Source organism: Bradyrhizobium sp., assembly GCF_049512235.1.
GTDB lineage: Bacteria > Pseudomonadota > Alphaproteobacteria > Rhizobiales > Xanthobacteraceae > Bradyrhizobium.
On sequence record NZ_JBEKXH010000156.1, the window covers coordinates 1 to 13,292 of the forward strand.

At 62.9% G+C, this 13,292-nt stretch carries 13 protein-coding genes; 8 read left to right on the plus strand and 5 right to left on the minus strand.

Annotation, left to right across the window (positions count from 1 at the left end):
• The 3 genes from ABSG20_RS16080 to ABSG20_RS16090 all read right to left on the minus strand — a co-directional run.
• The coding region (locus tag ABSG20_RS16080; protein WP_423865499.1) for a TRAP transporter substrate-binding protein at nucleotides 1-992 on the minus strand (992 nt) is incomplete at its 3' end.
• Between the two features lie 182 nt (nucleotides 993-1,174).
• Nucleotides 1,175-2,299 (minus strand): Mrp/NBP35 family ATP-binding protein, encoded by a 1,125-nt coding sequence (locus tag ABSG20_RS16085; protein WP_423865500.1) that lies wholly within the window; start codon nucleotides 2,297-2,299, stop codon nucleotides 1,175-1,177.
• A 48-nt stretch (nucleotides 2,300-2,347) separates the two neighbouring features.
• A complete protein-coding gene (locus tag ABSG20_RS16090; RefSeq protein WP_423865501.1) occupies nucleotides 2,348-2,794 on the minus strand; it encodes a VOC family protein in 447 nt (148 codons plus the stop codon).
• 227 nt (nucleotides 2,795-3,021) lie between these two features.
• Here ABSG20_RS16090 and ABSG20_RS16095 point away from each other — a divergent pair, with 227 nt between their 5' ends.
• From ABSG20_RS16095 to ABSG20_RS16110, 4 genes are all read left to right on the plus strand, one after another.
• Nucleotides 3,022-3,891 (plus strand): NAD(P)-dependent oxidoreductase, encoded by an 870-nt coding sequence (locus ABSG20_RS16095; protein WP_423865502.1) that lies wholly within the window; start codon nucleotides 3,022-3,024, stop codon nucleotides 3,889-3,891.
• A gap of 141 nt (nucleotides 3,892-4,032) precedes the next feature.
• Entirely contained in the window at nucleotides 4,033-5,628 is a 1,596-nt protein-coding gene (locus ABSG20_RS16100; protein WP_423865503.1) for a sensor histidine kinase, read from the plus strand.
• Nucleotides 5,629-5,674: 46 nt separating this feature from the next.
• A complete protein-coding gene (locus ABSG20_RS16105) occupies nucleotides 5,675-5,884 on the plus strand; it encodes a DUF1289 domain-containing protein (protein ID WP_423865504.1) in 210 nt (69 codons plus the stop codon).
• Nucleotides 5,885-5,909: 25 nt separating this feature from the next.
• Nucleotides 5,910-6,422 carry a TIGR02281 family clan AA aspartic protease gene (locus tag ABSG20_RS16110; RefSeq protein WP_423865505.1) on the plus strand — a complete coding sequence of 171 codons (513 nt, stop codon included), beginning with the start codon at nucleotides 5,910-5,912 and terminating at the stop codon, nucleotides 6,420-6,422.
• Nucleotides 6,423-6,517: 95 nt separating this feature from the next.
• On the opposite strand, the gene ABSG20_RS16115 is transcribed toward ABSG20_RS16110, so the two are convergent.
• Complete coding sequence (locus ABSG20_RS16115; protein WP_423865506.1) at nucleotides 6,518-7,765, minus strand: acyl-CoA dehydrogenase family protein; 1,248 nt, start codon at nucleotides 7,763-7,765, stop codon at nucleotides 6,518-6,520.
• A 342-nt stretch (nucleotides 7,766-8,107) separates the two neighbouring features.
• Between ABSG20_RS16115 and ABSG20_RS16120 the strand changes: the two genes are divergently transcribed.
• From ABSG20_RS16120 to leuB, 4 genes are all read left to right on the plus strand, one after another.
• A complete protein-coding gene (locus ABSG20_RS16120) occupies nucleotides 8,108-9,118 on the plus strand; it encodes a TRAP transporter substrate-binding protein (protein WP_423865507.1) in 1,011 nt (336 codons plus the stop codon).
• Nucleotides 9,119-9,154: 36 nt separating this feature from the next.
• Nucleotides 9,155-10,336, plus strand: coding sequence for a CaiB/BaiF CoA transferase family protein (locus tag ABSG20_RS16125; RefSeq protein WP_423865508.1), 1,182 nt, complete (start codon nucleotides 9,155-9,157; stop codon nucleotides 10,334-10,336).
• Between the two features lie 72 nt (nucleotides 10,337-10,408).
• The gene (locus ABSG20_RS16130) at nucleotides 10,409-11,350 is read left to right on the plus strand and encodes a fumarylacetoacetate hydrolase family protein (protein ID WP_423865509.1); all 942 of its coding nucleotides are present in this window, start codon (nucleotides 10,409-10,411) and stop codon (nucleotides 11,348-11,350) included.
• A 34-nt stretch (nucleotides 11,351-11,384) separates the two neighbouring features.
• Nucleotides 11,385-12,491 carry a 3-isopropylmalate dehydrogenase gene (gene leuB / locus ABSG20_RS16135; RefSeq protein ID WP_423865510.1) on the plus strand — a complete coding sequence of 369 codons (1,107 nt, stop codon included), beginning with the start codon at nucleotides 11,385-11,387 and terminating at the stop codon, nucleotides 12,489-12,491.
• A gap of 365 nt (nucleotides 12,492-12,856) precedes the next feature.
• Here leuB and ABSG20_RS16140 read toward each other — a convergent pair.
• A partial coding sequence (locus ABSG20_RS16140; protein ID WP_423865511.1) for a winged helix-turn-helix transcriptional regulator occupies nucleotides 12,857-13,292 on the minus strand: 436 nt, incomplete at its 5' end.

The following is a 13,292-nucleotide window of genomic DNA, read 5'->3' on the forward strand; positions in this document are numbered from 1 at the left end:
TCGATGGATTTCTTGAAGTCGGCGTTCTTGGCCGAGATTTCCGCCCACAACTCGTTGGTTGCCTTCAGACAGGCTTCCAGCACTTCGTTGGTGAAGGGACGAAGCTGCGTACCGCCCGCCACCAGACGCTTCAGTGCCGCCGGGTTTTGCATGTCGTAGCGCGCGGCCATGAAGCTGTTGGCCTGAGCCGCCGCACCGGCGACGATGGCCTGATAGTTCCTCGGCAAGGAATTCCATTTCTCCAGATTGCAGAATGCGTGCACCGCCGTGCCGCCCTCCCAGAAACCGGGATAGTAGTAATACTTGGCGACCTTCTGAAAGCCGAGCTTCTCATCGTCATACGGTCCGACCCACTCGGCTGCGTCGATCGTGCCCTTCTCGAGCGCGGGATAGATGTCGCCGCCGGCAATCTGCTGAGGCACCACACCGACCTTCTGCAACACCTGTCCGGCAATGCCGCCGATCCGAAACTTCAGTCCGGACAGGTCGGCAACGGTCTTGATCTCCTTGCGGAACCAGCCGCCCATCTGGGTGCCGGTGTTGCCGGCGTGAAATCCGATCACGCCAAATTTCTTGAAGAACTCATTACCGAGCTCCATGCCGCCACCCTGATACCACCAGGAATTCTGCATGCGCGCATTGAGGCCGAACGGCACCGAAGCGTAGATGGCAAATGTCGGATCCTTGCCGACGTAATAATATGCAGCGGTCTGGCTCATCTCGATAGTGCCGTTGGAGGTCGCGTCAAGCGCCTGCAGGCCCGGCACGATTTCTCCGGCGGCAAAGAGCTGGATCTGAAACTTGTTGTCGGTCATCTCGGCGACGTACTTGGCGAACTCCACGCCGCCGCCATAGATCGTATCGAGCGACTTCGGGAAACTCGACGTCATGCGCCACTTGATTTCCGGCGAGGATTGCGCGATCGCCGGCGAGGCCACTGCGGTCGCCGCGGCGCCGGTTGCCGACACTTTCAGAAAATCACGACGCTTCATTCAGGCATCTCCTCGTTGGGCGCGTCCCATATTCCCAGAGCATTTCCTTCGGCGAAGCGATTTTGGGGTCCACCGAAACGCCCTGGCGGGCGGGCTTTAACACGGAAGTTACGGCTGCGAAAACGCGACGAAGGCATGACGGCGCGGATTAAACCAAAGTCGCATATGGCGCGGAAGCGAGCTCAGGCGGCGGCGATAGCGCCTTGGAGCTGATCGCGGACCTTTTCACCGATCGCCCGGTATATCGCCGCATACGGGCCATCCGGCTCGCTTTCCACCACGGGCGTTCCTGCATCTGAGGTGACGCGAATCGACATGTGCAGCGGAATTTCACCCAAAAACGGCACCGCGAGCCGCTCCGCCTCCTGGCGCGCGCCGCCGTGACCGAAGATGTCCGACCGGGTTCCGCAATGCGGGCACTGAAAAAAGCTCATGTTTTCGACAATTCCGAGCACCGGCACGTTGACCTTCCTGAACATCGCCAGCCCCCGCCGCGCATCAATCAGGGAAAGGTCCTGCGGCGTCGAGATGATGATGGCCCCCTTCAGCGGCACATTCTGCGCCAGCGTCAGCTGCGCGTCGCCGGTGCCAGGGGGCATATCGACCACGAGAATATCAAGCGTGCCCCACGCGACATCCCGCAGCATCTGGGTGATCGCCGACATCACCATCGGCCCGCGCCAGATCATCGCGGTATCCTCCTCGACCAGGAAGCCGATCGACATGATCGCCAAGCCGAAACGCTGGATCGGAATCATTTTGCGCTCATCGTTGAGCTCGGGCTTCTCGCGGATGCCGGTGAGTCTTGGAACCGACGGCCCGTAAATGTCGGCGTCGAGCAAACCGATGCGCAAACCGAGATCGCGCAGGCCCAGCGCCAGATTAAGCGCGGTGGTCGATTTTCCGACCCCGCCCTTGCCGGAGGCCACCGCGATCACGGCGGCAATGCCGGGGATTTCAGACTGCTTCGACATCGGCGAGGTCGGACTTTGCGGCGGCCGGTGCGACGAAACCGGCGGCACGCCCTGGGCGGGGCGATGCGGCGGCGGCGACGAAGCCGGCTTTCGCTCGGCGGTCAGCGCGATCATGGCGAGGCTGACGCCGGGGATGGCGCGCACAGCTGCTTCGGCCTGCGCGCGAACGCTTTCCCAGGCCCGCGCCTCCGCGGCGTCGACATTGATGGAAAAGAACACTTTTCCGTCATTGACCGTGATGGCCGACAGCACGTTGGCACTGGTCAGGGCGACGCCGCGCGGCGAGGCGATCTTGGCCAGCGCATCGAGAATCGGTTGCTGCGTAACGCTCACGGCGCATCTCCTGACTGCTTTCGGACGCGACCGATAGAGCAGTCCCGCTCAAAAGGTTACCTGGCCAACATCATCCCGGCGCTCGGTGGGCGCCGATCCGCCGCCCTGCTCCTTGGCGGCATCGTAGTTCAATTCGATCATGACGCCATTGGGGTCGTTGACGAAGATCTGCCAGAGGTCCCCGCCCGGAACCTGCCGCGAATCGAACGGCATGCCCTTGGACTTCAGCCGCGCCTGCATACCGGCAAATCCCTGGCTTACGAAGGCCAAGTGATGGACCACGCCGGAATCGGGCTTCTGTTGCTCGTCGGTCTCTGAGATATCCACGAGATGGACCACCGCCCTGCCCTCACTGTACATCCACGCGCCGGGAAATGCGAAGTTCGGCCGGGCACCCTTCTCCAGTCCCAGAACGTCCTCATAGAACCGAACCGTGTCGGCAAGTTTACGGGTCCGGATGTTGAAATGATCAAGCACCCCTACGCTGACGCTCATGCGTGTCACTCCCTTTGGTCTTGAAATGTTCGATTTCGAGGGTCATAGCCTAGCACAAAACGACGCCCGCGCGCCAAACGAAGGCGTTGCCCTCGATAGCGCAGGGTTTATTGTACGGCTTCCACCCTTTCAGCGGAACCCGTTTCGAGAACCGAAACGGCCCACCGCCCGCACATCGCAGAACACGATCCGGCGACCCGATGCCGGCGAACCCCAAGGTTGCACACATGGCTAAAGTCGCTTTTCTCGGTCTCGGCGTGATGGGTTTTCCGATGGCAGGACATCTGGTGAAAAAAGGTGGCCACGAGGTCACGGTATTCAACCGGACCGAGGCCAAGGCCAAGGCATGGGCCGAAAAGTTCGGCGGCAAGACCGCTGCGACACCCCGGGCCGCCGCGCAAGGCCAGGATTTTGTCATGGCCTGCGTCGGCAATGACAACGACCTGCGCGCGATCACCATCGGCGCCGATGGCGCCTTTGCGGGCATGAGCAAAGGCGCGACCTTCGTCGATCACACCACGGCCTCCGCCGAAGTCGCGCGCGAACTCGACGCGGAAGCACAGAGGCTTGGCTTCCGGTTCGTCGATGCCCCGGTATCCGGCGGCCAGGCCGGCGCTGAAAACGGCGTGTTGACCGTGATGTGCGGCGGCAGCGAGGACGCCTATGCCGCGGCCGAGCCCGTGATCGTGGCCTATGCCAGGATGTGCAGGCTGCTCGGGCCGGCGGGAGCAGGCCAACTGACCAAGATGGTCAATCAGATCTGCATCGCCGGACTGGTCGAGGGTCTTTCGGAAGGCATCCATTTCGCCAAAAGAGCAGGGCTCGATGTCCATGCGGTCATCGAGACCATTTCGAAGGGCGCCGCCCAGTCCTGGCAGATGGAAAATCGTTACAAGACCATGAACGACGGCAAGTTCGATTTCGGCTTTGCGGTGCAGTGGATGCGCAAGGACCTCTCGATTTGTCTTGCCGAAGCGCGGCGCAATGGCGCCAGTCTCCCGGTCACCGCGCTGGTCGATGCGTTCTATTCGGAGGTCGAAAAGATCGGCGGCAAGCGATGGGACACGTCGAGCCTGCTGGCCCGGCTGGAACGCTGACCTCGGGCGCTCGCGGAACAAGTTAATTTAACCTTCGATTAACGTGATTTTTTAGTTATTTAAGGCAGGTCTTAATTATTTAGCGCCACAGATAGACAATGCAGCAGCTCGCGCGACTGCGCGCAGGACTTGTGTTGTCTAATGAGTAAACCCGCCGATAGGCCTGAAGTTGTGCAGCTTCCGGTGGAAACGCCGATTGTGGTGCCGGCCAGCAACCGTCGTGCCGCCGCCCAGCGGGTGCGCGAGGCCCGCGACCGGTTAACCTCGACCAGCGGAACTCGTCCTGCCTTCGATCGCGAACTGCTCCGGCAATATGCCCAGACGCGGATCTCTGCCTCCTATGTGGTCATGCTGCTCGTGGTGGCAGCCGGTGTGTTGTTCGGTTTCTGGATGCAGCCGTTCTCGGCGGCGGCCTGGACTTGCGGGATGCTTTGCATCCATGCCGCCATCTTCCGCCGTTGCCGCGGGTTCCTTGCGGAGCAGGCCTCCTCTTCCCTGACCCGCAAGTGGCGAACGCGTTTTGTTCTGCTCGATCTGCTCTACGGCCTCGGCTGGATGGCGATCCTGATCCATCCCGCCAACCACAATGTGGTCTCCAACACCCTTATGATGTTCCTGATGCTGCTGGTGATCGCAGTATCGAGCATGCTGGCGGCGAGCCTGCCGATCGCAGCGCTGGCGGCAACCGTCCCGGTCACTGTGGCGATCGCACTGAATTTCGTGCTCGGCGGCACGTCCGACAATTACGCGCTGGCAATACTGGCGCTCGCGGCGGAAGGTTATTTCGTCCTGCTCGCCCATCGGCTGCATTCGACGACGCTGGCGACGCTGGAGGCGCGCGCCGAAAAGGATGCGCTGATCGGCGAGCTCGAGCAGGCCAAGGCGATCTCCGATGAGGCCCGGCATCGGGCGGAAGCGGCGAACGTCGCGAAGTCGCGATTTCTGGCGCAGATGAGCCACGAATTGCGCACCCCGTTGAATGCCATCCTCGGATTTTCCGAGGTCATGAAGAGCGAGATTTTCGGCGCGCACAGCGTGCCGGTCTACAAGGAATATTCGGCCGATATCCACAATTCGGGCGTCCACCTTTTGAATCTCATCAATGAGATTCTCGACCTGTCCCGGATCGAGGCCGGCAGGTACGAACTCAACGAGGAAGCCGTATCGCTCGTGCATGTCGTCGCCGACTGCCATCATTTGCTGAAGCTGCGCGCCTCCAGCCGCGGCATCGCCATTCACGAGGTGTTCGAGCACGGCATGCCGCGAATTTGGGGCGACGAGCGCGCCACACGCCAGATCGTTCTGAATTTGCTGTCGAACTCCATCAAGTTCACCCCGCAGGGCGGGGAGATCTGGCTGAAAGTGGGATGGACCGCGTCCGGCGGACAATATCTCAGCGTCAAGGACAGCGGCTCGGGCATTGCCGAAGACGAAATCCCGATCGTGCTCGCCTCGTTCGGCCAGGGCTCCAATTCGATCAAGTCCGCCGAGCAGGGCGCGGGCCTTGGCCTGCCCATCGCAAAAAGCCTGATCGATATGCACGGCGGTACATTCACGCTGAAATCGAAGCTTCGCATCGGCACCGAGGTCATCGTCACCTTCCCGCCGGAGCGGGTGATGTCGGCGCTGGCGCCAATGGCGGAAGAAGCACCCTCGCTGCAGCCGGAATCCACAACCGCCGCGGCCGAGCGCCGTACCCGCAACAAGCCGATCATGACCGCGGGAACCGGATTATAACCGGCGGCGCTTGCGCAGGCACCCCGCCAGGCATCACACTCGCGAAATGACCCAGGAAACGCCGTGCATCGCCCTCTGTTTGATCGATCCCAAAACCAGCCTTTGTTTCGGCTGCGGACGCACCTTGCCGGAGATCGCCCGCTGGCAGCGGATGGACAGCGCGGAGCGTCGGGCGGTGATGGCGCAACTCGCGTCGCGCATGGCCGACGCCGGACTGATTCCGCCCAGGGTGGAATCCCAGGGAAAGACCGCCTGACGAACATTGCCATGGGAGGAGAGCTGTGAGCCGTATTCTGCTCGCGTTGATCGTACTCGCGGCCACCGTGGGCGCCGTGGTCGCCTATAAGGATCCGGAACAGGTGGCACGCGCCACCGACACCGTCTCCGAACTACTGCGCATGCGCGCCACGCAGCCAACGCGCGCCGTGCAGATCGCCCGCGGCAAGGGCGGTGAATTCGCGCTCAAGGCCAAGATCAACGGAGTCAGCGCCCCGATGGTGGTCGACACCGGCGCCACCTCGGTGGTGCTGACCTATGAAACGGCGCAAGCGGCCGGACTGCCGCTGGAGCTGCTGGAGTATGACGTCGACGTCGAGACCGCGGGCGGACATACCAGGGCGGCCCGGCTCACGCTCGATCGTCTGGCCATCGGCAGACTGGTCGAGCGTTCAGTGCCGGCGTTGGTGGTGCCGCACGGCCAGATGAAGACCAATCTGCTCGGCATGAGCTTTCTGGACCGGCTGGAAAGCTTTGAAGTCCACGCCGACCGGCTGATGCTGCGCGGCTATCCCTGATTTCTTGGCCGGCCGCGATCCGAACCAATCTCGATCGGGCGAACAACCAATTCGTTCAATTGGCAAAATGTATACAGGCCGCTTGTCGCGTGCCGTCACAAACTGAACTCCTTCACCGGCAAGCCAAAATACGCCTGCGCGATGCGCGGCGCGATGAAATCGGCCTGGTGGGTGGCGTTGTTCTTGAAGGTAGCGAGGTCGCGGAAAAAGCGCTGCATCAATTCACCGTCCATGGCACTGGTTGAACTGGCGGCGCGGAAGGTTTCCAGGCCCGATTCCCAGGCGAGCCGCGCCGCCTGATGCTGCAGACCCTGCAGCTGCAGCGCGTCCGCCAGTGTGAAGGGACGGCCCTGCTCGACGCTGAGGCGGCACTTTTCCATGTAGATCTCGCCGCTGCGCAACAGCACGGCCTCGGCGGCTTCGGTGGTCGATAGCGCCAGGCCGAAAATCCGCTGCCAGTCGTGATGCTCGTATTTCAGCATGTGCTGGGCAAAGCGTGGCCGCGTGGTGCGGATGACGCGCTCATATTCCTCCAGCGAGGCCCGGGCCGCGCCGACCTGCGAGCACACCAGTTCGCCGGCGGCGAAGCCGAAGAACAGTCCGGCATACATTGGATTGCCATGCAGCTTGATGCCCGGGGTATCGCCATGCAGCGCCGGCGCCAGCGTCAGCTCCGAGGTGAATTCTTCTGAAATGATGGCCTCGTCGATGACGACGCTGTTCGATCCGCTGGCGCGCAGGCCGAGAATATTGCCCCAGTCGTCGAGCATGCGGTAGGAACCGTGTGGCACCACGATGGTCAGGGTTTTCGGCTCGCCATTCTCGCCAGGGGTTTTTGCCAGCCCCATGAAATGCGTCGCGTATGGCACGCCCGAGCAATAGCGCCAGGTGCCGCTGACCCGGTAGCCGCCTGGGACCGGTTCGGCCCTGCAGTTCGGACCGCTGCCGGTGCCGCTTAAGGGCGCGATGAAATGGCCGTCAGGCCCAAAGATTTCCGCCTGCGCGCTCTCGCGGAAATAGGAACCGATCTGCAGCGCATGGCCGGAGCCCAGACACAGCCCCCAGCCGATGCCGGGGTCGGCGGTTGAAATCTCAACCATTACCTTGAAGAAGGTCGGGACATCGAACTCGTAGCCCCCGAAGCGGCGCGGCTGCAAAATGCGGTAAAAGCCGGCCTTGACGAACTTTTCGTGCAGCTCCGGCGAATAATGCCCGCGCTTTTCCGCATCCGGCGCCTCGGCGCGGATGGCGCCTTTCAACCGTCGCGCACGATCGATGATCTCTTCGGCCGTGAGGTCCGGCTCAGGTCTTGGAAGTTCCCGGCTGATGACGCGCTGGTCCATCGATTGTGCTCCCGAAGCATTGATCCGCTTGCCGCCAAACTAGCCCAGGCGGCCGAGGGAAGCACAATACGCGTTCACCGGCTAAAGTCAGCATCGCGCCGCGTGTGCATTGCGCCGCATCATGCGGCGGATGCTTTCGAGATATAGAGAGAACCTTTCAGGTATTTCCTCCCTTTCGCCCGGCGGGTAGGATCAGGTCTCGCGGCGCGCCATTGCTTTGTCTAAAGCAGGGCTTGATCTGAACGACAGAACCGGATCAGAGAAGCTGGGCTGCAACAGTGATGGCGGTCGATCCATCACCCAAGGGGCGATCAACGCCCGGCAATCAACGGGGGGAAAACGGTGAGGAGAGCACTACTGGCGATCCTGGTGGCGGCGACCGTGACGCCTGCTTTGGCCCAGGACAAGACCGTCAATATGAAGGTATCGCTCTGGCTGCCGTCGGCGCATCCCCTGGTGCCGTCGACGCAGGCCTGGGCCGCCGATATCGAGAAGGCTTCCGGCGGCACCATCAAGATGACGGTGTTTCCGTCCGAGCAGCTCGGCAAGGCCTTCGATCATTACGACATGGCGCGGGACGGCATCGCCGACGTGACCTATGTCAGCCCCGGCTATCAGCCCGGCCGGTTCCCGATCATCGCGGCGGGCAACCTGCCCTTCGTGTTCGCCGATCCCAAGAAGGGCGTGCTGGCGCTCAACGCGTGGTATCGAAAATATGCCGCCACCGAGATGAAGGACACCCACTTCTGCTTCGCCTTCATGCACGAACCCGGCGCGCTGCATGGCAAGAAGAAGATCCTGCTGCCGACCGATCTCAACGGCGTCAAGGTACGCCCGGCCCAGAGCTCGATTGGCGAAATGGTCAAGCTGTTCGGCGGCACCAATGTGCAGGCCTCGGCGCCGGAATCGCGCGATGCGCTGGAGCGCGGCGTCGCCGACGAAATCACCTTCCCCTGGGGCTCGCTGATGCTGTTCGGCATCGACAAGGTCGTCAGGTATCACATGGACGTGCCGCTCTACACCACGATGTTCACCTACAACATCAACCTCAACACCTATAACTCGCTGTCACCGGCGCAGAAGACGGTCATCGACGACCACTGCACGGCGGAGTGGGCCGCCAAGATCAACGACCCCTGGGCCGACTTCGAAGCCAACGGCCGGCTCAAGCTGAAGTCGATGGAGGGCCACGAGGTTTATCCCTTGACCGACCAAGAGCTCGGTGAATGGAAGAAGGCGGTGAAGCCGCTGCACGACAGCTGGGCCGGCGCCGTCAAAAAGGCCGGCGGCGATCCCGTCACCATCGACGCCGAGCTGCAGGCCGCGCTGAAGAAGTACGGGGCCGGGATTTAGTTGCGCGCCGCGATCGGCTGAGAGGAATTAAATCTGATGACGTCGGATGGAACGTGGGGCGCGCTGGCCGGCGTGCGCGTGCTGGATCTGTCGCAGGCCCTTTCCGGCCCCCTCTGCGCCCAGCTGCTGGCCGATCACGGCGCCGATGTGATCAAGGTGGAGCCGCCAAGCGGCGACATGGGCCGGCAGATCGGCGGCCACCGCGACACCGATACCGAGCACGCCTTCGGCGCGCTGTTCGCCAACTGCAATCGCAACAAGCGAAGCATCGTGCTCGACCTGAAATCAGACCAGGGCAAGGCCACGCTGCTGGCACTGGCCGATCGGGCCGATATCCTGATCGAGAATTTCCGCGCCGGGGTGATGGATCGCCTGGGGCTGAGCTACGAGGTATTGTCGGTCCGCAATCCCAGACTGGTCTATGCCGCGATCCGCGGCTTCGGCGATCCGCGCAGCGGCAAGAGCCCCTATGTCGACCGGCCGGCTTTCGACCTGGTGGCGCAGGCCATGGGCGGCATCGTCTCGACCACCGGCGCCGAGACCCCGGTGCCGATCGGCGCGCCATGGGGCGACAGCGTCCCGGCCATCATGACCGCCTATGGCATCGTGCTGGCGCTCCTGACCGCACGGACCACCGGCAAGGGCCAGTTCGTCGATGTCAGCATGGTGGATGTGATCGCGAGCCTCTGCCACGAGCAATATCAGGCCTACTCCATCAAGAATATAGTACCGACGCCGCAGGGCAGCCGCAACCGGCATCTGGTTCCGTTCGGGATCTTCAAGGCCGCCGACGGCTGGGTCGCCGTCTGCGCGCCGCATCGCGCGCAATGGACAGAGCTGTGCAGGGTGATGCAGCGGTCCGATCTGCTCGATGATGTCAGGTTCGCCACAGACGACGCACGCCGGGCCAACGCCGTCGAGATCGAAGCCATGATCGAAGCGTTCACGACCTTGCACACGCGAAAGCAGCTCGACAACATGATCGACGGCAGCTTTCCGTTCGGCCCGGTGTTCGATGCCCACGATCTCATGACCGACCCGCACTTCGCCGCGCGCGACATGCGCATCAGCATCGAGCAGCCCGGCGCTGAGCCGGTGATCGTGCCTGGCGTGCCGGTAAAACTGTCGCAGACGCCCGGCCGCGTCGCGCGCCGCGCCCCGCGGCTCGGCGAGCACACCCAAGCGATCCTGGCCGAACTGCGTCTGGACGGAAAATGACGGCGCACCGCGCCCGCTAAAAGTTCGCTCATCGGCAAAGCCGCACTGACGGGACAATTGGAGTCTGCCGCCATGAAACTCGCGACGTTCGAACGCGCCGGCCAGCGTCATATCGGCGCCTTGCTGGCCGATGAAGCAACGCTGTCGGATTTCACCGCATCCGAACCGGCCGCGCCGCATTTCCGCGACATGCTGGCGCTGATCGATAACGGCGCGGCCGCGCTCGAAGCGGCCCGGGAACTGGTCCGCAAGCCCAAGGAGAAGGTACGCCGCGCGGAAGTTCGCCTGCTGGCGCCGCTTCCGGAGCCGCGGCAGATGCGCGATTTTCTGTGCTTCGAGCAGCACATCCGGCAGGCCCGGTCCAACCGCTATTTGTTCGGACAGGGCGAGAAGCTCGATCCCGCGACCATCGAACTGCCGCCGGTCTGGTATGAGCAGCCGATCTACTACAAGTGCAACCGCTTCAGCGTGATCGGCACCGAAACCGACGTGCAGTGGCCGCGCTATTGCGAGATGCTCGACTACGAGCTGGAATTTGGCGCCATCCTGGGAACCGGCGGCAAGAACATCCGCCGCGAAGACGCGCGCGGGCATATTTTCGGCTATTGCATCTTCAATGACGTCAGCGCCCGCGACGCGCAGATGCGGGAGATGCCGGGACAGCTCGGTCCCGCCAAGGGCAAGGATTTCGATACCGGCAATATCCTCGGACCCTGGCTGGTCACGGCGGACGAAATACCGGACCCTTATCGTCTCACCATGGTGGCGCGGGTCAACGGCGAGGAATGGTCGCGCGGCAATTCCGCCACCATGGGCCACAGCTTCGAGGATATTCTCGCCCACGTTTCCAACGAGGAAACCCTCTATCCCGGCGAGTTCTTCGGCTCGGGCACCGTCGGCAACGGCTGCGGCCTCGAATTCGGCCGCTTCCTGAAGGACGGCGATGTCGTCGAGCTGGAAATCGAAGGGCTGGGAATCCTGCGCAACAGGATGGTAAGGCAGGGCCGCGGGTGATGGCCATCGAACTCGCTCGAAGGAGACCGAAACCATGCACCGCGTGCTCATCCTGGCCGGCGACGGCATCGGTCCCGAGGTGCTCGCCGAAGTGCGCCGCGTCGCCGAATGGTTTCGGGACCAACGCAACCTTGGCATCGACCTGCGCGAGGAGATGTTCGGCCTTTCGGCCTGGGAGCGCCACGGCAGCCTGATGCGCGAGGAGACCTGGCAGGAGATTCTCGCCTCCGACGCCATCCTGTTCGGCGCCATCGGTTCTCCCGGCTATGAAAAACTGCCCGCCGAGGCGCGCAAGGTCGATCAGCTCCTGCGCATGCGGCGCGAGCTCGACCTGTTCACGAACCTGCGCCCGGTGCGCACCCTGAAAGCGCTGGCCGACACCTCGACGCTGCGGCCGGAGGTGATCGACGGCTGCGACATGATGATCGTGCGTGAACTCTGCGGCGGCATCTATTTCGGCACCCCCCGCGGCATCGAGAAATTGCCCGATGGCGGCGAGCGCGCCATCAACACCACGGTCTATACGACGGCCGAGATCGAGCGTATCGCCCGCGCAGCCTTCGAACTCGCCCGCGTCCGCCACGGCCGGCTGTGCTCGGTGGACAAGGCCAACGTGCTGGTGGAGACCGGCGGCCTCTGGCGCCGGACCGTGCAGGCGCTGCACGACCGCGATTATCCCGATGTCGAGCTCAGCCACATGTATGTCGACAATTGCGCCATGCAGATCGTGCGCGATCCCCGCCAGTTCGACGTCATGGTGATGGAAAACCTGTTCGGCGACATCATCTCCGACTGCGCCGCCATGGTCGCAGGCTCGCTCGGCATGCTGCCGTCGGCCTCGATCGGCCCGCTCCGCGCCGATGGCAAACAGCATGCGCTGTACGAGCCGATCCACGGCAGCGCGCCTGATATCGCCGGCCGAGGCATCGCCAATCCGCTCGGCGCGATCCTGAGTTTTGCGCTGTGCCTGCGCTATTCGCTGCAGGCGCCGCAGCAGGCCGACCTGCTGGAGCGCGCCGTCGAATCCGCCATCGCCAAGGGCGCCCGCACCGCCGATATCGCCGCAACCGGCAAGCCCGCGATCTCGACGCGCGAGATGGGAGATGCCGTGTGCGCGGAGCTGATATCGGCCGCCAGGTGAGACCGCCAGCGGCTCCTTGTTATCATGATCGATCTCGCGAATTGCCAAGGTAGTAATGGGTGGCCGCCGCTGTGGCCAAATCGTCGGCACGACGGTTGCGCCGGCTCGTTCAGCTGCCGCAACTGTAACCATGTTTATCGCGACACACCCGGCTTGACCGGGCGATCCGGTAAACGCCGAAGTTTGTGATGAGACGCTGACGCCTGTGATTACTGGGTCGCCCGGTCATAGGCGAGCAGAAGCGACGCCGTCCTTCGGAGGGCTATGCCGGGCAATGACTACTGTTTATGATGCGCGGTAAGCGCCTCCCAATTTTCTCCTCGAACGGGTTGGGATGGACGTCATTGAGACCCGCAACGCCGCATTCATTTTTTCCTGTACCTTGCGGGTCGGCGCAGCGCTCCACCCGCACTCTTTGGTTTATTTCCTAGGCGCGCAGGCTGACCGCCAAATCGCTTCCGGTTAAAGGGCACGGCGCCGGCGCCCGGAACAATTTCGATGTCCTCGAGCTGCAACGGCTGACCTCGGGCCGACAGCAGGATGGGATACTCGATCGGACGCCTGCTGGTCCGATCTTTGAAGACCACCTGCGGCCCTCCTGGCTCCGCGAGCCAGTCATCGCCCCATTTCTTGAGTGCGAGGTACGTCGGAAGGAAATCCCGCGCCCTTTGGGTCAACACATATTCGTAGCGTCCGGCGTGCTCCGGAAGCGGTACGCGCATCATCATGTCGAGATCGACGAACTTCTTCAAACGCGCGCTGAGAATGTTCGGTGCGACGCCAAGATAGTATTGAAACTCA

Bases quoted from the DNA above. Each gene is read 5' to 3' on its own strand.
- ABSG20_RS16090 (WP_423865501.1), bottom strand. From the start codon at position 2,794: ATGAGCGTCAGCGTAGGGGTGCTTGATCATTTCAACATCCGGACCCGT.
- ABSG20_RS16095 (WP_423865502.1), top strand. From the start codon at position 3,022: ATGGCTAAAGTCGCTTTTCTCGGTCTCGGCGTGATGGGTTTTCCGATG.
- ABSG20_RS16100 (WP_423865503.1), top strand. From the start codon at position 4,033: ATGAGTAAACCCGCCGATAGGCCTGAAGTTGTGCAGCTTCCGGTGGAA.
- ABSG20_RS16105 (WP_423865504.1), top strand. From the start codon at position 5,675: ATGACCCAGGAAACGCCGTGCATCGCCCTCTGTTTGATCGATCCCAAA.
- ABSG20_RS16115 (WP_423865506.1), bottom strand. From the start codon at position 7,765: ATGGACCAGCGCGTCATCAGCCGGGAACTTCCAAGACCTGAGCCGGAC.
- ABSG20_RS16125 (WP_423865508.1), top strand. From the start codon at position 9,155: ATGACGTCGGATGGAACGTGGGGCGCGCTGGCCGGCGTGCGCGTGCTG.
- ABSG20_RS16130 (WP_423865509.1), top strand. From the start codon at position 10,409: ATGAAACTCGCGACGTTCGAACGCGCCGGCCAGCGTCATATCGGCGCC.
- leuB (WP_423865510.1), top strand. From the start codon at position 11,385: ATGCACCGCGTGCTCATCCTGGCCGGCGACGGCATCGGTCCCGAGGTG.